The following is a 24,851-nucleotide window of genomic DNA, read 5'->3' as shown; positions in this document are numbered from 1 at the left end:
AACCACTATGGACTGAAAGTCCATAGTTTGTTAAAGCAGACTAAAGTCTGCCTGGGTGGAGCTACTTACTCAAGTATAAAGTTACCTCCGTTATCATTTGATTTACGATGGTGTTCAAGATATTGATTTAGCATTTCATCAGTAATATTTCCTGTACTCCAACAACCAAAGCCTATTGCCCAAAAGTGACGTCCCCAGTATCTGTGCTTCAACTCAGGAAATTCTATTTGGAGTTTCCTTGAGGTACGACCCTTGAAGAGTTTGACAATATTGCTTATGTTTTGAGATGGTCGATATTCTATATGAAGATGAACATGGTCCTTTGATACTACACCTTTTAAAATTTGAATATCTTCTGCTTCACAAATCTGAATGATCAGACTACGACAACGTATCTGAATATCTCCTTCCAATACTGGATAACGATATTTAGTCACCCATACTATATGGGCAGTTAAACGTGATACACTATGTCCTCCGGTTCGTTGATATTCCATATATCAAAGGTAAACATTTTTAGAAGCTGAAAGCTAAATGCACTAAAGTGCATAGTTTTAACTACAGTCTGCGACCAATAAACTAAATACATATAAATCAATATATTATAAAAATTTAGTTAACAAAAAGAAGGTAAATGTATCATGTATATTTAGAATTATTTTAATATTTATTATGAAAAAATACGCTACTAGTTTATTTCTTTGTTTAACAAGCTTAGTAACTTTTGCACAACAAGGTTCTTTCGATTCTCAAGAAAGACATCCATTAGCACCAGATGGTATATGGAATGTTAGATGGGTATTACAAGACAATAGCAAACCAGGAACCCTAACTCCTACTGATAAGCATATCATGCTTAGTCGCGAATATGGATCTACTATCACTGGATTTGCTGGGTGTAATGTGTTTGAAATTCCTGTGTCGAAAACTTCTGTTAACTCAAAAGGTACACATCTAACGACTCGTTTTGATTCTAAAACGAATAAAGAATGTGCTACAGATGTTAAATATGATGAGAACAAGTTCTTAAAGCGTATTTCTAATGGTACAATTACCTTCAATGAGAAAGAAGGTTTATTATACCTAATGACTAAAGATAGAATCGAGTATGTATTCGCTGATGAGAAATTAGATAAAGTAGCTAAAGATGTACGTCGTTATGACTGGAAATTAGTAGAGCTAGATGGTGGTGAAAAAAGACCTTATAGACAATGGATAACTTTTGACTTTCACAATTACTTAGTGAAAGGAAATAACGGATGTGCTTTATTCGAAGCTCCATTTGCTATCAATACAAAAACGAGTACAGTCACTTTATTTGAACTTCAATCAGATACGACTAAATCATGTGGTAATAGTAGCAAAGACGAGTTCTTAAAATACTTTGACAACTCTACTTACCCATTCGAAATTACAGATCAGACTTTAAATATCTTACAAAACAATAAGGTGATTATGAAGTTTGACTTAGCAAAGAAAAACTCTTTATAAAACACAAGACTGTAACAGAATACAGTCATTAAAATATCTAAAACCTGTGAAATTATACTTCACAGGTTTTTTTATACAACTAACTATAAATCAATTATAACAGAATAAATATTCAATATTATCAGCTTTCTAATGAGGGTTAAATAAAAATTAAGATAAGCTTATAAAGGCTTTACAATTGATAAATTCTTTACCTTAGTGGATTAATAACAATTTAGTTTTATGAAAGCTTTAATTTTTAATGGTTCTTTAGACGAAGAAGCATTCCGTACATCGCGACGCATTGCACAGTATTATGCAGATCAGTTCATAAATTCTAATATTGAAGTTCGACAGGTTCACTTATCAGATTTTCAAATTCCTATATTTCAAGCTAAATTAATGGATAATGTCCCAGCAGACGTTATGGCCTTTGCGAATGCTTTTAGAGAAGCAGATGTGATGATTTGGCTTACTCCACTCTACCATGGTAGTCTTACTGGAGTAATGAAGAATGCTATCGATTGGTTAGAAATAACAGCCAAAGACCATCCTGCTTATTTGACAAATAAAATAGTAGGATTTACATGTTGGTCAGCTGGTAACCAAGCTATGCAAGGTATACAAGCTCTAGACAATATCGCAAAAGCACTTAGAGCATGGTCTTTGCCTTATTCTATACCGATTAGTAATTCTGACTTATATGAAGACAATGATATCTCAGAAGTCTACAAAAAGAAAATGTCAATGTTAACTGACCTTCTAATAGAGAGTCAAACGCGATAAAACAAAAAGCCTATTTGAATAATTCAAAATAGGCTTTTTTATTACTATCAAGACAACAACTATTTTTTTCTTGGTTGGTATTCGTATATCTCAGTGCTACTCAGGAAAAAGAGAGGCATTCCTACCTCTCATTCCCTATAAAACAATTTTTGAAAAACACCCTATTTGGATCTCACTAAATCCTTTTCTTAAATAACACTCACTTTTAGTACATAACACTTAAAAAACAATCCCTCTCTAACCCTAATTCAGTCTCTTCTTCACAAGCAATGTTTTTTTAAAAAAATTAAGCTTAGGAGGGAATGATCTCATTGTAAGAATCTTTCTGTCTATATAATATGATTACTATGTCAGAAAGATTCTTTGACACATACTTTAAATCGATTAGGCTAGAACTAACTTGGCTAGAGTTGATATTCTTTTTAACTATGAAAAATACTATTGCTTATAACTTTCAAAAGAACCATCTATAAAGCCTATCTAACCGATCATTTTCGCATCAATTATTTTATTGTTATGTTTTTTGTACTGAGCAAATGTAGACATGTTTTTACACTATAAAAACCCTTGTAAACACTGGCTTTTTAAGCCCATTCACCTATTGTAGATAATAGTAATAATAAGTTCACCTCCTATAAAATCCTTAAACTAACATTTGTCTCCCCTCGCCTACATCTCTTCACTTTTAACAAGTAAAATAGTTAATACACTACTCATCTTATAACTAATCTACAAAAACACTATTGACTTATTCTATAATAAACAGTCTATACATTCTACTTCTAATTTTTCTTAAATCACTAATGGTGATAAGAGCACAAATATTATTTAACAATTAATTAACTTAATATAATAACCTTTATTAGCTAAATACAACAACTAAATCATCTGATAAATAAGAATAAAGTTCATTACATTCCGTTTTTATGATAAATAAAGAGTTCTATTAATAGAAAAAGGCAGTGAGATAACTCACTGCCTTTACTATTTTTATACTCATATATTATCTTTGAAGGATAATAAACTCTGATCGTCTATTCTGTGCGTCTTCCCATTCACTACATGGTTCACATTCTACTTTTAGCTCTTGTGATCCATATCCCTGAGATTCTAACCTACTACTTTCTATACCTTGTGATACAATATAGTCAAGTGTAGCCTTCGCTCTATCATTTGACAATTTTAAGTTATAAGCTGGATTTCCTTTACTGTCAGAGTGTGAGTTAATTTTAACTCGCATACTAGGGTAGCGCTTCATCACTTTTACTAGCTTATCTAATTCTATCTTACTATTCTCTGTAATTTCGGTCTGATTAAAGGCAAATTGGATATCTCCTAATTCGATTTTGTCTTTCCCTATTACGAGTTCTTCTAGAGGCCTTAAGAATACGTCTATCTCCTGTACCCCTTCTTCAGCATTTACTGTGATATCAATGATTTCATCTAAATAATCTGGGTGAGAGACCTTAATCTTATAAGTCTCGCTACACTTCACTTCTCCTCTAGCCATCCCACTTCTATTAGATACGCCATGATCTTCTACTCTACGTCTAGTATTGATAAACTCTACTTTAGCATCAGCTACAGGAGTATTAAAGCTCTTGTTTTTAAGCATAGTTCTAAACTCTACAAAGCACAGCGGGAATGCCTTATATATATCTGTACGACCTATTCTATCAGAAGAGAATAATCCCATATTCTTATCAGGATAAAAGCTAAAAGCGAAATCGTTCTTAGCTGTGTTAATAGGCTCTCCAAGATTAGTAGGTGCATTAGATAGATTATTTAAATCTGATACATACACATCCATTCCTCCATATCCTCCCCATCGATCAGAACTAAAGTATAACTTATTGTCTGACGAAACGAAAGGATAATCATTACGAGTTCCTGAATTAATCACTGGCCCAAGGTTCTCTGGTTTTCCGAACTCATCATCTTCTAATAGGGCTACACGCCATATGTCTAATTCTCCATAACTTCCTGGCATATTAGAGGCAAAGTATAAGAATTTGCCATCAGGCGATAATGCTGGGCTCGTATACATAAAGCCTGCGCGGGTAAAGCGTAGTGGCTTTACTCTCTTCCACTTCTTTTTCTTCTTCTTAGCATAGAATAAACTCATTAGATGATCTCTATGCTTGACGTTATCATTCTTTCTAAACTTCCTATTTCTATAGGCTTCTGAAGCGAAATAGATACGTTGCCCATTAGCAGAGATCACACTAGGGCCGTCATTAAATCGTCTATTGACACGCCCTTTAATACGCGTTACGCCTTTTATAGGTTCATCTTTTCCCTTAAACTCAGCAGTATAAAGATCAAAGTTAGGCTTGCGTTGCCACTTATCTCTTACTTCAAATATCTTTCTAGGTATTTTCTTTTCGTGCTTTGTTCTATTTGACGCGAAGTACAACGTATCACCAGGATTTAACCATGCTCCAAAATCGTCATATTCTAAATGATTAAGGCCTGACTCCTGAAACATATAAGTAGGATATCTGTCAACTAAGTCCTTATGTGCATCTGGTTTGGCTAAAAAGTCTTTTGCTCTTGCATCTTGAGGTGCTCGACGAACGAATTGTTGCATCATATCTTTGGCTGCTTCATAACGCCCATTCTTCTCCATCACTTTAGCATACTTATAATAGATATCTGGCTTAAGTGTAGAGTCGTTTTGAGCAATTGCTTTACCATAATATCTTGACGCTTCAATATCTTGATTTAACCGATCATAACAATCTGCTAATTGCAAATAAATATAATCAGCTGTACGACGTCCTAATATAAGTCTTTTATATTCGTCCGCTGCCTTAGCATACTCGGTATTCTTATAATATTTGTCTGCTCGTTTTAAGCTTGGTTTCTTTTTTGCTTGTACAGTTATACTTAAACTACACAGTAAAACCATCAAAAAAATTCTCATACTATTCTGTTATATAGACCAATAGAGATAAATGTACTCTATTTTAACTATTTATTACTCAAAAATACTACTTTAATTACTTACTATACTAACGTATATTCTGTAAATTAGTTGTTCAAAATCAGATAAAAATCCCTTCAGTATGAATATTGAATTAAAAAAAGCATTCTTAGCTCTTTATGACACTTTTAAAAAAGAAGATGCTCAAAAAACAGACCGATTAGATAAATGGCGCAATATAGAACCTGAGTCTGCAGAGTTCCTTTCGCTATTAGTCAAAACAAAACAAGCTAAGAGAATACTGGAACTAGGTACTTCTAATGGGTTTTCAACAATATGGTTAGCCGAAGCTGTATCTCATCATCACGGAGAAATTATCTCTATAGATATCGAAAGGGAACGTACAAATAAGGCATTTGAAAACCTAAAACAATTTAACCTACAGTCTTATGTGGAATTGCTAACCTATGACGCAGGAGAATATCTAGCTGATACTAATCTTGATTTTGATCTTATCTTATTAGATGCAGAGAGAAGTTATTATACAGGATATTGGAAAAATCTAGAACGTCTATTAGATCAGACTGAATCTAGTCTATTGGTAGTAGATAATGTAATCTCACATGAAGCAGAAGTAGAAGAGTTTATCAATGGAATAGATGAGAATAAGTTTAAGAAAGTCATCCTCCCTATCGGAGCAGGATTGTTATTAGTTTCTAAGCAGTAAAGAAAAAGCGTGAATAATCTCATTCACGCTTTTTTACTTATACTACTAAAATTGTAGCTATTGGTGGTCTGGTATGACTAATTTATCTTGTTTATACTCTCCTAATACCTTTAAGTATCGAGTAGCCTTAGTTACTTCTTCCATCGCCTTATAATACTTGTCATAATCTTCATTGACTAAAACAACACCTGCGTGGAATGAGTACTGGAACACACTTCCTGACAGAGGCACAGACTGTATCTTACTCAAGTTTAAATCATGAGAAGCTAGTATCTCTAATACTCTATTTAGACTTCCTTTTTGGTGATCTGTATAAAAATATAGTGAAGCTTTATTAAACCCTTCTACTTTCTTAGGCTCTCTACTTAACAAGAAAAATCGTGTATAGTTATCATACACGTCATGGATATTCTCTGCTAAGATCTCTAGATCATACATCTCTGCGGCTAATGTAGATCCGATAGATGCAACACCTTTATACTGTTTCTCTTGAATATTTCTAGCGCATGTAGCCGTATCATCCATCGCTAGACGCTTCCAATCAGTATATTGATCTAAGAAGTTCTCGCATTGTAATAAGGCCATAGGGTGTGTACGCACCTCTGTAATATCCGCTAATGTCTGTCCTTTTAAGGCTAGTAAATTATGTCTAATAGGAAGAGCAATCTCTCCCCAAATATACAAGTCATTCTTAGTTAACAACGAGTAATTAGGTAATATAGATCCTGCAATAGAGTTCTCTATCGCCATCATGCCATAATCTACTTCTTTATTGACTAACTGTTTTACTAACGAATTAAAAGTAGGACTATCCACTATCTCTACTTCTTCTGAACCAAAGAACTTCCCAACTGCTTCATGGTGGAAAGATCCTTTGATTCCTTGAATGACTACTGATTTCATAAAATATGTTTTTGGGCTTTAATAATTGCAATATTGGCAAACTATCAAAGTTAGTAGTTTATACTTATAATAAGCAGTTTTTATACTCCATATTTTAAGTTTTTATTACTTTTAGCCTATTAATCCCTATTGGATTTAAATTAATCACACCAATTACACTTTTATAACAGCTAATTACTAAATTAATGAGTATAACAATCAGACCTTATCAGAAAGAAGACAAGCAAATCTTACTCGATATCCTTCAGCTCAATGTCCCTACTTATTTTGCGCAAGAAGAAGTAGATGACCTAGCGCTATACCTAGATCAGTATCTAGACCTCTACTATGTAGCCTTAGACAATGACAAGATTATAGGTGCTGCAGGTATTAACAGAAACTTCGAGAAGGAATTTGCTTCATTGAGTTGGGGATTCTTACATCCTGATTATCATCGAAAAGGTGCAGGTTCTCTACTCTTAAAACACAGATTAAACCTCCTAAAGCCTGATCATAGAATCAAAACAATACAAGTGCGTACCTCTCAGGTGGTGTACCGTTTTTTTGAAAAACACAATTTTGAAGTGATAGAAACTCAAGAAGATTATTGGGCAAAAGGTTTAGACCTCTATGTGATGCGTTTAAAATACTAAAGAAAACAAATTAAGCGTTAAAACAAGTAGGGAATTAAAAACAGTTTTGTAATTTCACCTCAATAAAACTCACATCATTATGAAAAAGTTATTCGTTATGGCGGCTATCTTAGCCATTACACCCATTTTTGCAAACACACACCATACTAATATTAATACCAATAAAAGCATTATGACACAAACCCCAAAAGACAAAAAAACAATTTACCAATTTAAGGTTACTGACCTTTATGGAGAAGAGTTTGACTTTGCTTCCTTAAAAGGAAAGAAAATCATGATTGTGAACACTGCTTCTGAATGCGGTCTTACACCTCAGTATAAACAACTTCAGAATATGTATAACGAATTCGGAGGAGACAACTTTGTAATCGTTGGTTTCCCTGCGAACAACTTTGGATCTCAAGAACCAGGTAGCAATGAAGAAATCGCTACTTTCTGTGAGCAGAATTATGGTGTATCATTCCCAATGATGAATAAGATATCTGTAAAAGGAGATGATATTGCACCGATATATGAGTTCTTAACTAAAAAGTCTAAGAATGGATTAGAAGACAGTGAAGTACAGTGGAATTTCCAAAAGTACTTAATAGACGAAACTGGTCATTTAGTGAAAGTAATCAACCCTAGAACACTACCAGATGACCCAGAAATCAAAGCTTGGGTTAAGGCAAAATAAGTCACTTTACATATTTAACCTTAAATCCTCAGCTACCATTTACTGTGAATTAATTCTACTTTACATAGCTTCAATTAGCGATTAAATGTTTTCTGCGGATTTGAGGTTTAATACAATGGGTTTGTTCGTATCTTTGGGTTTTACTTTTAAATTATGAACTATCCACAAATAGAACTAGCGCAAAGTATTATTGAAATTTGTAAAGCAAAGAATATTCAACATATAATCATATCACCAGGATCACGCAATGCCCCATTAACAATAGGCTTTGCTAGTGATCCTTTTTTTACGTGTTACAGTCTCGCAGATGAGCGCTGTGCAGCCTTCTTCGGTATGGGAATTGCCCAACAGACAGCGTTCCCTATTGCCTTAGTCTGTACGTCTGGATCAGCTCTTCTTAACTATTATCCAGCTGTAGCAGAAGCCTTCTATAGTCAGATACCGATGGTTATTATCTCTGCAGATAGACCTACCTCTAAGATTGATATAGGAGATGGTCAGACCATCAGACAGCGCAATGTATATGAGAACCATATCGTGTACAATGCTAATCTAACAGAAGAGGCGAGTAATGAAAATGATATTCTAATTAACAATGCTATTAATACAGCGATAGCCCAAAAAGGCCCTGTGCATATCAATGCTCCTTTTGAAGAGCCGCTATACAATACTGTAGAGGAACTTACAGTTACTCCTACTATCATCAACCTAGAGACGCTACCTCTTCAATTCAAAGAGTTTGATCAATATATAGATAGTTATAAAGAGGCAACTAAGAAGTTGATCCTTGTAGGTGTTAATACACCTGATGCACTAAGTCAGGAGATGATAGACTGGTTAGCAAATGATCCTTCTGTTATTATCATGACAGAGACTACCTCTAACCTGCACCACCCTCACTGCGTAGAACATATCGATCGCATCATTACCACATTCTCTGAAGAAGATTTCTTAACCTTTCAACCTGATCTTTTGATTACTTTTGGAGGAATGGTGATCAGTAAGAGAATCAAAGCATTCTTGCGTAAGTATAAACCTGCTCAGCATTGGCATATTGATACCCTAAGACATTATGATACTTATAATGCGCTTAACAAAGCAGTATTAGATACGCCTGAGAACTTCTTCCAAACCATTAAAGAAAACGTAGAACACTATACCACATCTAACTATTACACTTGGATGCAGAGCATTGTCACAGCTAGACTAGCTAAGCATGAGGCATATTTAAAGACAATACCATTTAGTGATCTAAGTGTATTCGAAACCTTATTTGCTAAATTGCCAAAAGGAACCCAATTGCAAATCAGTAATAGCTCAGCAATACGCTATGCTCAATTAATCAAAATAGACGCTTCTAACCCTGTTTATTGTAATAGAGGTACTAGCGGAATAGATGGAAGTACTTCTACGGCTATAGGGGCTGCTGTAGCTACCCAAAAGCCTACCTTATTAATCACAGGGGATATCGGTTTTCTTTATGATAGTAATGGACTGTGGAATAACTATATTCCTAAAGACTTTAAAATACTATTGTTAAACAATGGTGGTGGTGGTATTTTCAGAATCTTGCCAGGACATAAAGAAACACCTGTATTTAATACTTACTTTGAGACAAGCCATCATCACACAGCTGAGCACTTGGCAAAGATGTATAATTTTAAATATCAAACAGCGACTAACAAAGAAGAACTAGAACAGCAATGTCAATTGTTTTTTGAAGATAATAACGGTCCTGCTATTCTAGAAGTATTCACTCCTACTGAGGTTAATAATACTGTACTGAGCAACTATTTTCGCAATATGTAATTTTAACAGCGATTAATGCTTGCGTATTGAAATTTTATGTATCTTGTACTCAATAAAAAAGAAAATTATGAGTAAAAGAGACGAATTAATTCAAAAGTACGCTGCTGATTTAAAAGATAAGTGTGGTGTAACAGCTAATATGGATTTATTAACTGCTGTAACTATTGGATGTGGACCATCTATTTATAACCAAGATTCTTCTACCGTTGCTGGTTCTTCAGAGTCTGAGTTAGCTACAGTTAAAAACAACTTTTTAATTAAAAAGTTAGGTCTTAAAGATGGACCAGAGTTAGATAAAGGTATCCAAGCTGTTATGGACAAATACGGTCAATCAAATAGAAATAAATACAGAGCTGTAGTTTATTACTTATTGACTGTTCACTTCAAAAAAGAAAGTGTTTACAAGAAATAATATAACGTAAATATATTAATGTACTTTAAAAGGAGCAGCTCTGTGACTGTTCCTTTTTTTATGCTCATCACTAAAAAATTAGAGACTCATCTAATGACAAGTCTCTAATGGGGGTACTTCCAAAAACATTTACGCTTATACAAGTATATCAACCTTTAGGAGTAAACTTTAGAAAACACTATTATCACTAAATCAAATACTACTTCCTTCTGTTATTTTTGGGCTTTCCATATCAGGTCTCTATAAATGCAATGTCTTTGATGTTTAAAAAAAAATATAAAATTGGGTATGAAAAAACGTTCTTATTGTTTAGATTACTAAACAGTTTTTCTTGAGTACACTCTCTTTCCTTTATAGAAAGTGGCTTCTCTCTCTGGAGTACGAGCCACTGCCTCCGCAGAGCAACTAGCCTTCACGAAAACAAGGTCTGCTGAATCTCCTACTTTTGGCCATTGGCGATCTCCTGCTTCATTCAGTGGTAGTACCTGATCCTTAGTCGCTATTTGTAATGCACGACTCAGTCTTAGCTCATCTGTCCATCCATAAAGTTCGGCACAGTGCTTTGCTTTTTCTAACATATCACAGTTCCCAAATGGTTGCCAGTGATCTATAATACTATCTGTACCCGTCATCACACTTACCTTATGCTTATAGAATGTAGGTATAGGCATCATAGAGCGCCCTAGTGGTACAGTAGAGATCACTCCTACTCCATTAGTACTCATCTGTGTACATAACTCCTCTAATTCCTTAGCATCTGACTGCCCTAGAGCGAAGCCATGACTGATATAAGTACGTCCTTGTAACGCTTTATTAGCTTCTACTTGTTTTAAAATATATTGGATAGCAGGAATGCCTGTTTTAGCTCCTTCATGAAGATGGATATCTATTCCTTTGTCATAATCTAAAGCGATTTGAATCATGATATCTAAAGACTTCTCCATATTCCCATCTACCGTAGTTGGGTCAAGCCCTCCAATATAATCCACCCCTAGTTGAGCCGATTCTCTTAGCAGAGCCTCACTATCAGAATATAAAATACCATGCTGAGGAAAAGCAACTATCTCACTCCCCATCACTTCTTTTTTATTCTCTAGTGCTATTTTTAGATTCTCTAAGCTCTTCAGTCCACTAGTCGGGTCTATATTAGTCTGACACCTTGCAAAATAAGTTCCTTGACTATTCATTAAGTCTATCGCCATCTCCGCTTTTTCTACTGACTTAACTAATAGATTAGGTAATATTCTTCTTTCCAGATCGATCATATCTTTAACAGATCGACCAGGTTTAGGATCACCATACCAGCGCTCTCCATAGAACGTTTTATCGATATGAATATGCATATCTCTAAATCCTGGCAACATTAGTAATCCATCCATATCTACACTGATAATACCTGATGTATCGGACATTCCTACCTTATCAATAGAAACAATAACTCCATTGGCAATGCGTATATCAAATAAGGCTGTCTTAGTACGCCACACTTCCCCTCTATCATTATACTCAAAGCCAGTTTCTAATAAGACATTGCGCAGAATGAACACATTTGCCTTAACAGAACTTCTTTCAGTACTTGCTTTCGCTGACGAGCCTACTGATGGAATAAATAATCCACCAGCTGCCGCCGCTGTTAATCCTAGAAATTGCTTTCTATTTATCATGTTGTTGTTTCCTATTATTGTTATACACCTATCGAATATACAGTTTATTTAGCACCAGCTGCTTTTAACAACTTCACCATTCCTGTATAATTTCTCTTTTGAGCATGTTGTAATGGAGTTATTCCATCAGCGTCAGGAATATTCACATTCACACCACCCTTAATTAATTCATCCACGATACTAGTATGTACAGCACCGCCATTGCTAAGGACTATAGCTTCCATAAGCGCTGTCCAGCCTAGTCTATTAACATGATTGATAGGATAATTGGGATAGTTAACCAGTAATTTTACTACTTCTAAATGACCTTTTTCTGCCGCAGGTATAAGTGCACTACCATTATAACGGTTAAACACAGTAAAGTCTGCACCGTATTTTAACGCCTCTTGCACTATTTCTAAATTACCTTCTGCTCCTGCATATAAGAAAGGGCTATTAAGAACCTTGTCTTGGGCATTGACATTTGCCCCTGCTTGCATTAAAATCTTTGCGATAGCATTGCGATTTTGATATACAGCATACATCAGAGGAGTCTCTCCTTTTTCGTTGCGCTGTTCTATATCTACCTTACTTTCAAGAAGCTGTTTCACAGCAGTAAGGTTATTATTCTTAATCGCGGTAAATAATGATACTTCCTTCATATCTACTACTTCATTTGAATGGGTTGAACTTTCATCTGACGAGTTACAAGCCATAGCCGCACCTCCGATAAAGCCAATAAAAAGTAATATAGCTATTCTTCTTCTCATTTTCATATCTCTTGATTTTTAATAGGTTAAGTTCGTTACTTATAACTACTAATACAAAGATAGAAGCACTGATAGGAAGGAAGTTGTAATATTTTTATAGATTATTGGAATTTTTATAACTCGATCTAAACTCACCAGGTGTTACTCCCAATTGTTTTTTGAAGAAATTATTAAAATAGCTCGTATCATTAAAAGACAACGAAAAGGCAATCTCTTTAATCGAAATATTCGTTGTAGTCAATAACCTCTTTGCTTCTAGCAATAGTCTATTCTGAATTAATGATCCCGCATTAGTTCCCAATACCTTTTTACAAAGAATATTTAAATAATTCGGAGTGATCTTTAATTGCTCAGCATAAAATGCTACACTACTTTGTTCTTTAAAGTGTACTTCTAACAACTCTTCGAACTGGAGTATGTTCTTATCTATACTATGAGGATTCACTCCCTCATGATAGTCTACATAATCCTTGTGTAAGTGTTTTAGCAATAAATGAAACGACAATAGAGCAATCTCTCGGTCAATAATCTGATTCTTAGCTAATCGTCCTTCTAATTCCTCTAAATCTGCCTTATACTTCTCAAAGCTCTCCTTCGTTAGCAACATCTGATTCGGTGCTCCTAATTGAAAATAAGCTAAAGGACTATAAGTCGTATTCAGAGATTGTAAGATAGTAGGTGAGAACATCAGTTGAAATCCAACAGTATGATTCTCCAATAACCAATAGTGCACTTGCTGGGGTCTCAAGAAAAACACTTGGTAATCTACTACGTCTACTCTTTCAAAATCAATATCGTGGTATCCTCCTCCTTTTTCAACGAAGAAGATAAAGTAGAAATCATGCTTGTGTGGGGACAACAAATCATTTCTACCTTTCTCAATATGTTTGAACAAAGTTATATCCCAGGTATCTTCCCCTAAAATGGTGGAAGTGGAAAGTGTCTGAATTTTAGTATTTCTATTCACGTATTTTGTATGGTATATTAATTCAAGTGACATTTATAGTCGCTAAAAATAATTCAATTCAAATTCATGTTAAACTATTTTTAGTTAAAACATCACAAAGTTCACACATTGAGAATTATTTACACAATAAAACAACTGTAATTATTATCATTCCTTTATAAGAATATCATTTCAGCCATCTATCAACCTATAAAAAGCCAATATAAGCCTCCCTCTTTCGTTTATTCTAATCCTATAAATTAACATTTCAAATCTCATGTATAAAAAGAAAAGCCCATTCCTTTATAAGGATAGGCTTTAACTGTGATATTAATTTAGTAGATGAATTAATTATTCTAACTTAAGAATGGTAATTTCATTTTTTGGGTTCCCTGCTCCTATCTCCCTCTCATAACCAATCAAATACAGCTCAAAAGAGCTCTTTTTTAATCTATTACCGAGGCCAAAGAAAACAATTATATATTGAACTACCAAATTTTAAAGTACTTTTTGCTCTAAAACATCTACTTATTACTCTCTAAAACCAGCTTCCTTGCTACGAAATATCGCTAAGTGGGAGTCGTTTTAAATATATTCTATTTTTCATCTTTTATCTAAATAAGTTATCATTCTCCTTTACACTAAACCTCCACCACTTCTATAAAGGCAGGGCTACAACCGCCGCCTTTAGAGAAGTCAATACCATATACTCGTCTAAATGCCTCTTGTACCACCTTGCCATTGTCTAACCAAGGATGTGCAAATGACACAAAATCAACACTCATCCCTTTTTCGAGGTAAACCTGCTCATTATTATATGTGCGTATCACCGTAGCTTTATATCTTGCCATAGCTCTAATTTTAAATCTAAGTTAGTTCTAACACACTATGTATCATAACAATAAAGTGCCAAACCCCACTTTTTTTGAGTGAGAAAATTCAAATATTCATTCACTCAAAAAAAGCTCATATTCACCCAATAAAAATATTTTATATCGAAAATCACCTTATGTAATTCTATCCCTATCTACTCCTTTCAATAGGTGAGTATTGTTCCTTATTAACTCCATTCAAATAAGTACTTGTTCTTCTATTTGATAGTTTTAGAAATTATCATAGCTTTGGAGATTAACCTTAAGACAAGTTCGCTATATGAAGTATTATACCTACTAACCTAGATATACTACATCATACAAGCCTCTACTACCTAACCATTATAAATGAAAAAAAACACTACAGCATCTTCAGTTGCTGCTGCCCTGACCTCTATGATGTGTGTACAAGGGGGAGCATCTGTAGCCAAGCAATTATTTCCTGTAGTTGGAGCTACCGGAACGACCGCTTTGAGAATAGGCATATCAGCTATATTCCTTAATATTATTAATCGTCCGAAGATTTCGAAGTTCTCTAAAAAAGAATGGTTGTACTGTGGGCTATTTGGAGGTTCTATTGCCCTGATGAATATGATCTTCTATCTCGCTATACAGCGCATTCCATTAGGACTAGGAGTGACGATAGAATTTATAGGCCCTTTATTTCTAGCGCTATTCTTATCTCGAAAAGTATTAGATATCGTATGGGCTTTATTTGCTTGTGCAGGGATATTATTAATCGTTCCGTGGCAGACTAACAATGTAGATATTATAGGACTAGGATTAGCCGCTACAGCAGGTGTATTTTGGGCGTGTTATATCGTGATGGGAAGTAAAGTCTCTAAAGAAATGAATACAAACCATGCAGTATCAGTAGGTCTTGTATTCGCTACGTTTATCGTAGTCCCTGTAGCCTTATTTATGGGAGGACTAGAGAAGTTGACCTGGGGTAGCTTAGGGTTAGGTGTATTAGTCGCTATTCTATCTAGTGCCTTACCTTTCTCTCTAGATTTAGTTGCACTAAAGAAGTTACCAGCCAAGACATTCAGTATCCTTACTAGTTTACAGCCTGCCTTTGCAGCCATGTCAGGTCTTCTATTCTTAAAAGAGCACCTCACCATGACACAGTGGATCTCTATAGCCTGTGTGATCACTGCGAGTGTAGGCTCTACTATATTTAGCACTAAAAAAGAAGCTTAGTTATTTATATATCCTAAAAAGGGTTATTCTCATGATTAGAATAACCCTTTTTTATACAGATGCATTTTAAACAAATAAGTAAGCATTACTTTTTAATGGCACTGATTGCATACCTATCGGATACTTATCGCATAGTGGTCACATAATAAAGCTATAAAAGAATGCAATCACTATACTATAATTCTACCATCAGATGCTGAACATTCGGCTCGATTTTTGATATAAAATACTTATTATCAACTATTAAAACCAACAACATTATGGCTAGAATTAATTCCAAAAAACTCCTAGTAGGTATAATAGGACCTATTTATGGAAAAGAACACAGAGGCAAGCAGATATTCCAAACAAGGCCTAATCGTTCAAAACAAGACAAATCAAAAAATCACAATGCAAAATTAATGCGAAGTGTATCTCATAACTCTTCCTTTATTCGACAGGTAATCGAGATTCATTTAAACAAAAGACATGAGAGCTATATGCATTCTCGATTTTTAGGGCACCTCATGAGTATCATGCACCAGGAGGATAAGATTGATTTTAAACAAAGGTCGATTTTTTCGGTCAATTGTAAAGCACTCGAAGGTTTTGAGTTCAATAGAAAAGCTCTGTTTAAAGACACTTTCCTCGAAAGAATTATTGTACAACACACAGACAAAGAAGTACTGCAAGTACAGGTACCTTCTTTTATTCCAAAAGAACAAGTGGTCTTCCCAAAAGGTTGTACAGATGCACTCCTGCGCATTAGAGCCTTTGCGATACACCCTGACAACGACTTATCCAAAGAAGGACCACTTAGAGAGCTAAATATAGAATTTTCGATACATGATTCTATTGTAAACGAAACTGACTGGTTGTGTAATTGTATTGATACGGATGAAAAATTTGAGCTTTTAGTAGCAGATATACAGTTCTTTTACCCTATCAATAATACTGCACAAAGGTTAACTTTATATAATACAAAAGAATATAACCCTAGTATGGTTATCTATGCTAAATAGAGGTATTTGTACTTTGGTTTACTGATAAAGAAGATGATACCAAAATACACAGCAAATAAAAGGGAGTCAATCACTTGACTCCCTTTTCTATTTAAAGTATTCTTACTTCTTCTCTATCGCAGCACGATAAATATCTTCGTATAGAGGTACGACCTTATCTATACTGAATTTCTTCGCTACTTCTCTTGCGCGTTCTTTAAAACCACATAGCGTATCTTGATCTTTTACGATCTTCAATGCATTCGCTACCATATCCTCTACATCTCCTACATTACTAAGATATCCTGATACACCATGCTCATTCACCTCAGGAAGACCTCCCGTATTACTAGAGATAACAGGTACTCCCATCGCCATTGCTTCTAAGGCTGCTAGACCGAAGCTCTCTGTCTCTGATGGCAATAAGAATAGATCAGAATAAGATAAGATATGCTCTATCTCATTACTATTACCGAAGAAGATAATCTTATCATAGATTCCCAATTCTAATGCTTGGCGTTCTGCACGCTCTTTCTCAGGCCCGTCCCCTACTAACATCAGTTTAGCAGGTCTCTCTTTTTGGATTCCATAAAAGATAGAGACTACATCTTCGATGCGTTTCACCTTTCTGAAGTTACTGATATGCGTTACGATCACCTCATCTTTACCAGCCATAGCACTACGCTTACACGGTGTGTCTTCACAGTCTAATTCTTTTACCTCTATAAAGTTAGGAATGACATGAATCTCCTTTTCAGTACCAAACAGGCAGTGAGTAGATTCTTTTAAAGATTGAGATACAGAAGTCACATAATCAGAATTATTGATGCTAAAGCTCACTGCAGTCTTATAGTTCGGGTGATTTCCTACTAAAGTAATATCTGTACCATGTAGTGTTGTAATCATCGGTAGATTAATCCCTTGTTCTTTCAACATCTGCTTCGCCATATACCCTGCATAAGCATGAGGAATAGCATAGTGTACATGCAGTACATCGATCTTGAATAGTTTCACCATATCCACTAATTTACTTGACAAGGCAAGTTCATAAGGCTGATAATGGAATAATGGATACTCAGGAACATTTACTTCGTGATAAAATATATTAGGATTTAGCAAGGCTAAACGCACTGGTTGGCTATAAGTAATAAAATGCACTTCGTGATTTCTTTTCGCTAATTCCAACCCTAATTCTGTGGCTACTACACCACTACCCCCAAAGGTTGGATAGCATACGATGGCTATTTTCATATAATTAATGCTTGTTTTTTAGAATCCTTAAAGATAATTCTATTATTAATAACATCTCTTGTTTTAACTTTCAACTTTGTTCTATGCCGTCTTTTTTAACAATACACCTCTGTAACACATCCTTTTTAGCTATTTTATTTTAACAAAAAGACTATTTTTGTTAGGCTATAAGACGCATAAAATAACACATAGAAAAAATGACAAAAGAAGAATACCAACAAAAATACAATGAAGAAGATGCAGTGGGATGGGATGCTATCTCTGATCACTTAGCAAAGCAATATGGAGAGCAAGAACCTCAGCACTTCGGCAATGCATTACCTTACTCTTTAGGTGGAGAAAACCCTTTAGATGGATTAAGTGTATATAATAGTGATCAACAGACAGATCATTTCCATATTGTTACCTATGGATTCTCTGACTTATATTATAATGACGAGGCTGTAGACAATGACTTTAGTGGATATGGTTTTGAGTTGACAATGCGTCTAAAAAAACAAGGAGATGAAAACTTTCATTGGGCGATGAACCTTATGAATAACTTGGCTAAATATGTATTTAACTCAGGAAAATGGTTTGAAGAGTTTCATTTTATCCCTACTAATAGCCCTATTCGTTTAGATTACGATACTGATTTAGTAGCCATCGCTTTTGCACTAGACCCAGAACTAGGCTCTTTAGACACTCCTAATGGACGTATAGACTTCTTACAGATGGTTGGTATTACTCAGAAAGAATATGATGCCTTACTAGAAAATCCTAAGACTTCTGAAACAGAAAAACTACTTGAACAATTGCGTCAAGACAATCCTTTGTTGATAGTCGATTTAGATAGAAAGTAGTTAATGGTGGACAGTTTAAGGTTTACGGTTCACTGTAAACCGTAAACTGTGAACCGAGAACCTATAAAACCCAACGCTCCACTAAGCTATACCACATCGCTTTACCTTCTTTTAAGGTAAATACTGCTGATGATTCTCTAACTGTTTTTAAATCATCTGTCTGTTGTATTTCTATATAGTGAACTACTGCATGTCCGAAAGTAGCGTATCCTTCTATATCCTTAACCTCTATTTGTCTTGTTGGAAAGATTCCATAAGCAGTAGTTAACCATTGTGTAAATGTATCATACCCCATACTCTTACCATCTCCGTTAGTCATTACAAATAATGGGTCGAATGTACTTACTATCGCTTGATACAACTCTTCTTTATTAGATGCTGTGCCGTTAAACCAAGTCTGTATATTGATGTGAAAGTCTATTACCTGTTGTTTTCCTAATTCTAAATTACTCATCTTATTTATTTTTGTTTATTGATTTGAGCATAAAAACCTATGCTGATTAATTGTACTAACCCTATTACTGCTATTGCTATCCCAAAGGCTTTAGGATAGTCTAAAGTACTACTTAAACTAAAGAATACAGTACCTATCACTGCTCCTCCTAATACACTGCCTACTTGTATCGTAGTACTCACAATACCTGATGCTTGCCCTACTTGATCTATTGCTATGGACTTAATACTCTCTTTCATCATCACAGGCATTAACAGCCCGTGTCCAAGTCCTGCTGATAGAAATAAGCCATGCATGAATGCGTTCGGTGTACCATATTGACTAAATAATATACCTAACCCTACGAAAGAGATTAATAATAACAATAGTCCTGATCTTATCCAAAAAGAAGCTTGCTTATCTACCTTAGCAAATAAGATTGGCCCTAGAAAGAAACCTATTCCATAAGGCAAAACAGCCATACCAGCTACTAATACATCCCACCCTAGATAAGACTGTAAATAGTAGGGATAACAGATGAATAGCCCTGCGGTAAAATTATAAAACAAGATGATAGGCAAATTATAAGCAAAGGATTTATTACTAAACAAAGAGATAGATAACAAGACAGGTTTTTGGCGTTGTTCTCTATATTGTTCATACTTCACAAAGCTAATAGCAAGTGCTATACTACCTCCTATAATAGCAAATATCCACCACACCCAATCATAGGTTCTTCCATAAATCAAAGGAGTGATAAAACAAAGTAACGCACTAATCACAAGGACTACACCTAAGTAATCTAACTTTTGTTTTTGTACTTTCTCCTTAGGCATAGTAGTATAAATACCGTATAGACAAATAGCTGCCACAGGTACATTTACCAAAAAGATAATCTCCCACGTTAGATTCCACAAATGAATATTTAATAGTACACCACCTAATAATTGTCCTACTATAGCTGCTAAGCCAAATACAGAACCAAAAAGTCCTAAAGCCTTTGCTCGTTCTGATTCGTCAAAGAGGATTCGAATAGAAGCTAATACCTGAGGTGCTAATAAAGAGGCTCCTATTCCTTGCAAAAAACGAGAGAAAATCAACATCTGTACAGAAGGAGAAAATGCACACGCCAAAGAGGAGATTAAGAATATCCACAGCCCTGTCGTAAAGATAGTTCTCCTACCATATATATCACCAAGCTTTCCACTACAGACTACCAGAGCAGCATACGTAAGTCCGTATATCGCAATGACCATCTGCAATTGATTTTCTGTTGCATGGAATGATTCTTTAATAGCAGGCAGTGCCATATTGACAATAAAGTAATCTAAAGGGGATAGAAAAGCTCCTATAACTAAATAGCGTAGAATAGTCCACCTGTTTTTATATTCATTCATATTGTTTATTTTTATTCCTTTGCAAAGGAAACACCCTAGATACAAATTACCTTGTACTTTAAAAGGTTTTTACAGTAAACAATATGACTTCTAAAAACACCTTCGACCCTATTCATATCACAGAACATCTACTGATAGATGATGTTTTTAGTATACAACCAAAAGCGCATCTCACTATCGTGTATATACAAAAGGGAAAAGGGATGAGTCTATATGAAGATCATAAAGTCCCTTTTAAAAAGGGAAAGCTGTTTATTATTCCTTTTGATACACCGTATTCTTTTGAAAGTAAAGATGGCCAAATCCTTGTGATAGAATGTCCTCAGAGCTTTATCATTCAGATTCGCACAGAGGCAGATCGCATAGAGACTTGTGATAATATCAATAAGCTGACCTATATCACACATAACTACCATACTAAAGCGGGATGTGTGTTCCAGTCTGAAGAAGATGCTGTATTTGCAGAACAGTTATTGCTCAGTATTCAACGAGAGCACAATAACCATACACAAGATTATTTAATCATAAGACAATGCATTTCTATCCTACTCAACCTTGTAGCTCGTAACCTTATTCTACACGATTATGAGCAAGTCAATGAGAATAGAAAGGCACAAGATATTATGAAAATGATCACTTATATTCAGCAACACATTGGGCATAAGGAGAAGTTGACTTTAGAAGCGTTAGCCAATGAGTTTAGTATTTCTAAAAACTATCTGGGTGAATATTTTAAGAAACAGACAGGGATATCACTACAAGACTATATCTTAGATTACAAGCTAAAGTTAGTAGAAACTAGGCTTAAGTACAGCAATACCAGATTAAAAGAAATAGCTTTTGAACTAGGCTTTAACGATGAAAGTCATTTGTCTAAATTGTTTAAAAAATATAAACAAATGACTCCCTCACAGTATAAAAAAGAACACCAAAAAGTATAATATGCCTCTTACCAAACTAAATCAGTTAAATCGGTATTATAAATATCAAAAACGCTTACAGAAGAGTTGCGAAACTGTTCTTTTATCAAAGTTTGATACTCTTCTATTTTAGAATTCTCTCTTAACACTGATAAAGATTCGTTGTAACCAAAAGTATACACAGCTTCTTTTGTTTTATCACTATACTCTTTTCTTATCTCAATAGATTGACCATTTAATGTTGCATGAATATTATAAACACTTAACTGCTGATCTTTTAAATAATCTCTCAAATCTTCAAAATTAGGGATATCTTCTATCCACTCTCCTGTATATTCTATACCTAAGACTTCACTTAGTTTATTCTCTTGTTCAGGGCGTAAAACGAAGTTAATCCTTAAAGCTTTTTTATCATTGCTTAATTTACATAAGCTATCATCCTTCAAATTGTTTAAACATCTCTCAAGTAGATCCTCGAAAGCAAAACCAGTTTCTTCTATTTCGTCATCTACCCAATTATAAACTGTTCGATCATCTGTATCATCTGTACGCAACAACCAAAATTCTTCACCTCCATTATCCCCTATCATCACATAGTTCTCTTCTACTTCACCTAAATACCCATTCTGTTCTATCCATTCGTTCTTATTAATGAATAGCCCTTCTATAACATCTTGATAGATACCAATAGTTAACAAGAACTCTCTGTAATAAGGTGGTAACGATCTTGAGATACTTGACTCTAATTCTACTACTTCTTTCTCTTTTAAAGCTTTATAAAACAAATAGTTTTCAAAAGGTGCTATCTCTTTTAAAAATAGTTGATAATTAATAGTTTCCATATTATTATGTTTAGCATAATGAGCAAAAATAACTAAATTTAGAAAACATGTTTACCCCTAAAAACAGCCATTTATCTTATAAAAAAGCTAAAGTTAGTTAGGAAACTTAAATTCAAAAATCAATAGATTAATTTCGCGCGTGAAACAATAATTTATAGCGGATGAATACAAAAATACAAAGACTTAATCCTAGCACTTTAGCAGCACCAGTGGGAAGATATTCTCATGTGACTGTGGTTCCTAAAGGAGCTAATCTATATACATTCTCAGGACAAATAGGTACAGATGCGATGGGGAATATCCCTTCTACATTTAATGCGCAAGTACAAAACACATTTATGAATATCATCCAAGTATTAGGTAGTCAAAAACTAACTGCTGATGATGTTATTAAAGTTAATATTTGGGCGACACAAGAGATAGACTGGGACTTCTTCTACGAAGTTTGGGATAACACTTTTGGTACAGATTACCCATCTATGACTGTTGGGTATATCACAGCACTAGGATTGCCAGAGATTCAATTAGAAATAGAAATATGGGCTGCAAAGTAGTCGTTTAGATTGATACATAATAAGTAATTCGCAAGAGTTGGCTCAGTTGGGTCAACTCTTTTTTCTTATAAGCCTCCTAACACACTGAAAATAAATACTAAATAAAAGTAAATGCGCTATCTAAAATTACCAAATTTTGGTAACTTTGATAAAAATAGAAGTTATGGGACGTAATACATCAGTATCATTAGGAGACTACTTTGAAGGTTTTGTTGAAGCTAAAATAAATGAAGGTCGTTATAAAAATGCTAGTGAGATCATTCGCGCTGGTCTACGTCTTCTTGAGAAAGAAGAAAATGAGATACAAGTATTAAGAAATGCTATACAAGAAGGAATTGATAGTGGAATAGCTGCAGACTTTGACCCTAACAACCATCTAAAAGCTTTAAAGGCTAACAAATAGAAATAATGGCAAAGTATATTTTGACTAACCGTGCGGTTAAGGATCTCTCCGAAATTTGGTCATATACTTTTGAAGCATGGTCTGAGCATCAAGCTAATAAATATTATACTCCAATAGCGTCCTAAACATTTAAAAAAAGGCACAAAAAAAGAGAGTTAATTTCGGATCTCAAATTATCTTTGAGTTGCACACCTAAAAAAGACTCTCTCGATGGTAAATATAACACTGTTTTCACAAATAATAGCAAAACTTGATCGTTCAAAATTCAAAAAAATCGTAAAAGAAAAACAGACAGACAAACACAACAAAGGATTTAATAGTTGGAGTCACCTTGTCTCTATGTTATTTTGTCATTTTGCCCGTAGCAAATCTGTTCGTGATATTAGTAATGGACTTCGTTCAGCCACAGGCAACCTAAATCACCTTGGTATAGATAGAGCACCATCTAAATCCTCAGTAAGTTATCAGAACATAAACAGAACTCATAAACTTTTTAAAGAGTATTATTTTGTTTTACTTCAAAGTTTAGGACAGCACCCCAAATTTAAACAAGTGAAGTTTAGAATCAAGTCAAAAATCTTACTATTGGACTCCACCACAATATCACTATGCTTGAGCATCTTTGATTGGGCTAAATACAAAACCAATAAAGGAGCAGTTAAAATGCACACATTACTTGATTTTGATGGAAATCTACCAGCTTATATCAATATTACTAATGGTAAAACAGCTGATAATAAAGGAGCTTATGATATTCCTTTACTTAAAGGTAGTGTTATAGTTGCCGATCGTTTTTATAATGATTTTAGCCTTTTAAACGTTTGGGACAGCAAACAAGTATTCTTTGTCATTAGACATAAAGACAACTTAAAATTTGAAACAATTAAAGAGTTGGAACTACCTGAGAATAGACATCAAAATATTTTAAAAGATGAGATAATTACTTTAACTAATAGTAACTCAAAACAACTATATCCTAATAAACTAAGACGAGTAGCGGTATGGGATCAAGAAAATGAGCAAGTTATAGAGCTTATCACAAATCAATTTACTTGGACTGCTAATACAATTAGTGAGCTTTATAAAAGTAGATGGATGGTGGAAATATTCTTTAGAGACCTTAAACAACTTCTACACATTAAGTCTTTTATAGGAACTTCAGAAAATGCTGTAATGATACAAATTTGGACTGCACTTATCACTATTTTAATACTGAAAGCTCTACGTGCTCAGTCTCAATTTGGTTGGCATTTATCTAATTTAGTCGCTTTTATACGTCTAAACCTTTTTGTTAAAATTGAACTGCAAAAATGGTTAGATAATCCGATAAATGAGGTAGAAAAACCCCCTCCAAAATTGATACAGGGGGTTCTGTTTTAAATTTTATCGAAATATCATCTATAACCTACTAAAATGGGAGGATATTTTATGCCTTAAATTTATTTAGGACGCTATTG

25 protein-coding genes are annotated in these 24,851 nt (G+C 34.4%); 14 read left to right on the top strand and 11 right to left on the bottom strand.

What is annotated here, in order from left to right; translation table 11 throughout:
* Nucleotides 1–65: 65 nt before the first annotated feature.
* Entirely contained in the window at nt 66–497 is a 432-nt protein-coding gene (gene tnpA / locus MODO_RS17565; RefSeq protein WP_059050942.1) for an IS200/IS605 family transposase, read from the bottom strand.
* Between the two features lie 175 nt (nt 498–672).
* Between tnpA and MODO_RS17560 the strand changes: the two genes are divergently transcribed.
* Both MODO_RS17560 and MODO_RS17555 read left to right on the top strand, forming a co-directional pair.
* Complete coding sequence (locus tag MODO_RS17560; RefSeq protein WP_059051604.1) at nt 673–1,491, top strand: META domain-containing protein; 819 nt, start codon at nt 673–675, stop codon at nt 1,489–1,491.
* Nucleotides 1,492–1,713: 222 nt separating this feature from the next.
* Nucleotides 1,714–2,256: an NADPH-dependent FMN reductase gene (locus MODO_RS17555; RefSeq protein ID WP_059051602.1), complete on the top strand. Its 543-nt coding sequence runs from the start codon at nt 1,714–1,716 to the stop codon at nt 2,254–2,256.
* A gap of 1,003 nt (nt 2,257–3,259) precedes the next feature.
* Here the strand turns inward: MODO_RS17555 and MODO_RS17550 are convergent.
* Nucleotides 3,260–5,182, bottom strand: a complete 1,923-nt coding sequence (locus tag MODO_RS17550; protein ID WP_059051601.1) for an OmpA family protein — start codon at nt 5,180–5,182, stop codon at nt 3,260–3,262.
* 142 nt (nt 5,183–5,324) lie between these two features.
* Between MODO_RS17550 and MODO_RS17545 the strand changes: the two genes are divergently transcribed.
* On the top strand, nt 5,325–5,909 hold the full coding sequence (locus MODO_RS17545; protein WP_039330054.1) for an O-methyltransferase: 585 nt from the start codon (nt 5,325–5,327) through the stop codon (nt 5,907–5,909).
* A gap of 57 nt (nt 5,910–5,966) precedes the next feature.
* Here the strand turns inward: MODO_RS17545 and MODO_RS17540 are convergent, their stop codons facing one another.
* A complete protein-coding gene (locus MODO_RS17540; RefSeq protein WP_006261583.1) occupies nt 5,967–6,812 on the bottom strand; it encodes a prephenate dehydratase in 846 nt (281 codons plus the stop codon).
* A gap of 185 nt (nt 6,813–6,997) precedes the next feature.
* Here MODO_RS17540 and MODO_RS17535 point away from each other — a divergent pair, with 185 nt between their 5' ends.
* The 4 genes from MODO_RS17535 (at nt 6,998) to MODO_RS17520 (ending at nt 10,341) form a co-directional block, all read left to right on the top strand.
* Entirely contained in the window at nt 6,998–7,444 is a 447-nt protein-coding gene (locus MODO_RS17535; RefSeq protein WP_006265690.1) for a GNAT family N-acetyltransferase, read from the top strand.
* A gap of 79 nt (nt 7,445–7,523) precedes the next feature.
* A complete protein-coding gene (locus MODO_RS17530) occupies nt 7,524–8,120 on the top strand; it encodes a glutathione peroxidase (protein ID WP_006261585.1) in 597 nt (198 codons plus the stop codon).
* A gap of 153 nt (nt 8,121–8,273) precedes the next feature.
* The gene (gene menD / locus MODO_RS17525) at nt 8,274–9,929 is read left to right on the top strand and encodes a 2-succinyl-5-enolpyruvyl-6-hydroxy-3-cyclohexene-1-carboxylic-acid synthase (protein ID WP_059051598.1); all 1,656 of its coding nucleotides are present in this window, start codon (nt 8,274–8,276) and stop codon (nt 9,927–9,929) included.
* 67 nt (nt 9,930–9,996) lie between these two features.
* Entirely contained in the window at nt 9,997–10,341 is a 345-nt protein-coding gene (locus MODO_RS17520; protein ID WP_006258306.1) for a DUF2853 family protein, read from the top strand.
* A gap of 317 nt (nt 10,342–10,658) precedes the next feature.
* Here the strand turns inward: MODO_RS17520 and MODO_RS17515 are convergent, their stop codons facing one another.
* The 4 genes from MODO_RS17515 to MODO_RS17500 all read right to left on the bottom strand — a co-directional run bounded on the left by MODO_RS17515 (nt 10,659) and on the right by MODO_RS17500 (nt 14,551).
* Nucleotides 10,659–12,005 carry an amidohydrolase gene (locus tag MODO_RS17515; protein WP_006264077.1) on the bottom strand — a complete coding sequence of 449 codons (1,347 nt, stop codon included), beginning with the start codon at nt 12,003–12,005 and terminating at the stop codon, nt 10,659–10,661.
* 44 nt (nt 12,006–12,049) lie between these two features.
* Entirely contained in the window at nt 12,050–12,760 is a 711-nt protein-coding gene (locus MODO_RS17510) for an ankyrin repeat domain-containing protein (RefSeq protein ID WP_039330059.1), read from the bottom strand.
* A gap of 88 nt (nt 12,761–12,848) precedes the next feature.
* Nucleotides 12,849–13,649, bottom strand: a complete 801-nt coding sequence (locus tag MODO_RS17505) for a helix-turn-helix domain-containing protein (protein WP_225581811.1) — start codon at nt 13,647–13,649, stop codon at nt 12,849–12,851.
* Nucleotides 13,650–14,341: 692 nt separating this feature from the next.
* Nucleotides 14,342–14,551, bottom strand: a complete 210-nt coding sequence (locus MODO_RS17500; protein ID WP_006258313.1) for a DUF6140 family protein — start codon at nt 14,549–14,551, stop codon at nt 14,342–14,344.
* 369 nt (nt 14,552–14,920) lie between these two features.
* Here MODO_RS17500 and MODO_RS17495 point away from each other — a divergent pair, with 369 nt between their 5' ends.
* A complete protein-coding gene (locus MODO_RS17495) occupies nt 14,921–15,772 on the top strand; it encodes an EamA family transporter (RefSeq protein ID WP_039330060.1) in 852 nt (283 codons plus the stop codon).
* A 260-nt stretch (nt 15,773–16,032) separates the two neighbouring features.
* A complete protein-coding gene (locus MODO_RS17490) occupies nt 16,033–16,773 on the top strand; it encodes a hypothetical protein (protein ID WP_039330063.1) in 741 nt (246 codons plus the stop codon).
* A gap of 102 nt (nt 16,774–16,875) precedes the next feature.
* On the opposite strand, the gene bshA is transcribed toward MODO_RS17490, so the two are convergent.
* A complete protein-coding gene (gene bshA / locus MODO_RS17485; protein WP_006258317.1) occupies nt 16,876–18,003 on the bottom strand; it encodes an N-acetyl-alpha-D-glucosaminyl L-malate synthase BshA in 1,128 nt (375 codons plus the stop codon).
* Nucleotides 18,004–18,200: 197 nt separating this feature from the next.
* Between bshA and MODO_RS17480 the strand changes: the two genes are divergently transcribed.
* Nucleotides 18,201–18,845 carry a suppressor of fused domain protein gene (locus tag MODO_RS17480; protein ID WP_059051596.1) on the top strand — a complete coding sequence of 215 codons (645 nt, stop codon included), beginning with the start codon at nt 18,201–18,203 and terminating at the stop codon, nt 18,843–18,845.
* A 61-nt stretch (nt 18,846–18,906) separates the two neighbouring features.
* On the opposite strand, the gene MODO_RS17475 is transcribed toward MODO_RS17480, so the two are convergent.
* Both MODO_RS17475 and MODO_RS17470 read right to left on the bottom strand, forming a co-directional pair.
* Entirely contained in the window at nt 18,907–19,299 is a 393-nt protein-coding gene (locus MODO_RS17475) for a hypothetical protein (RefSeq protein ID WP_016649076.1), read from the bottom strand.
* Between the two features lie 5 nt (nt 19,300–19,304).
* Nucleotides 19,305–20,675, bottom strand: coding sequence for an MFS transporter (locus MODO_RS17470; protein ID WP_059051595.1), 1,371 nt, complete (start codon nt 20,673–20,675; stop codon nt 19,305–19,307).
* A gap of 83 nt (nt 20,676–20,758) precedes the next feature.
* Here MODO_RS17470 and MODO_RS17465 point away from each other — a divergent pair, with 83 nt between their 5' ends.
* On the top strand, nt 20,759–21,616 hold the full coding sequence (locus MODO_RS17465; protein ID WP_039330069.1) for a helix-turn-helix domain-containing protein: 858 nt from the start codon (nt 20,759–20,761) through the stop codon (nt 21,614–21,616).
* Nucleotides 21,617–21,624: 8 nt separating this feature from the next.
* On the opposite strand, the gene MODO_RS17460 is transcribed toward MODO_RS17465, so the two are convergent.
* A complete protein-coding gene (locus tag MODO_RS17460; protein WP_039330075.1) occupies nt 21,625–22,437 on the bottom strand; it encodes an SMI1/KNR4 family protein in 813 nt (270 codons plus the stop codon).
* A gap of 161 nt (nt 22,438–22,598) precedes the next feature.
* Here MODO_RS17460 and MODO_RS17455 point away from each other — a divergent pair, with 161 nt between their 5' ends.
* From MODO_RS17455 to MODO_RS17445, 3 genes are all read left to right on the top strand, one after another.
* Entirely contained in the window at nt 22,599–22,991 is a 393-nt protein-coding gene (locus MODO_RS17455; RefSeq protein WP_016649073.1) for a RidA family protein, read from the top strand.
* A gap of 163 nt (nt 22,992–23,154) precedes the next feature.
* A complete protein-coding gene (locus MODO_RS17450; RefSeq protein ID WP_016649072.1) occupies nt 23,155–23,394 on the top strand; it encodes a type II toxin-antitoxin system ParD family antitoxin in 240 nt (79 codons plus the stop codon).
* 210 nt (nt 23,395–23,604) lie between these two features.
* Nucleotides 23,605–24,774 (top strand): IS4 family transposase, encoded by a 1,170-nt coding sequence (locus MODO_RS17445; RefSeq protein WP_006258819.1) that lies wholly within the window; start codon nt 23,605–23,607, stop codon nt 24,772–24,774.
* The last annotated feature ends 77 nt before the right edge of the window (nt 24,775–24,851 follow it).

This window comes from Myroides odoratimimus (assembly GCF_001485415.1).
Lineage (GTDB): Bacteria > Bacteroidota > Bacteroidia > Flavobacteriales > Flavobacteriaceae > Flavobacterium > Flavobacterium odoratimimum.
This window is presented reverse-complemented; position numbering and strand designations above follow the sequence as displayed.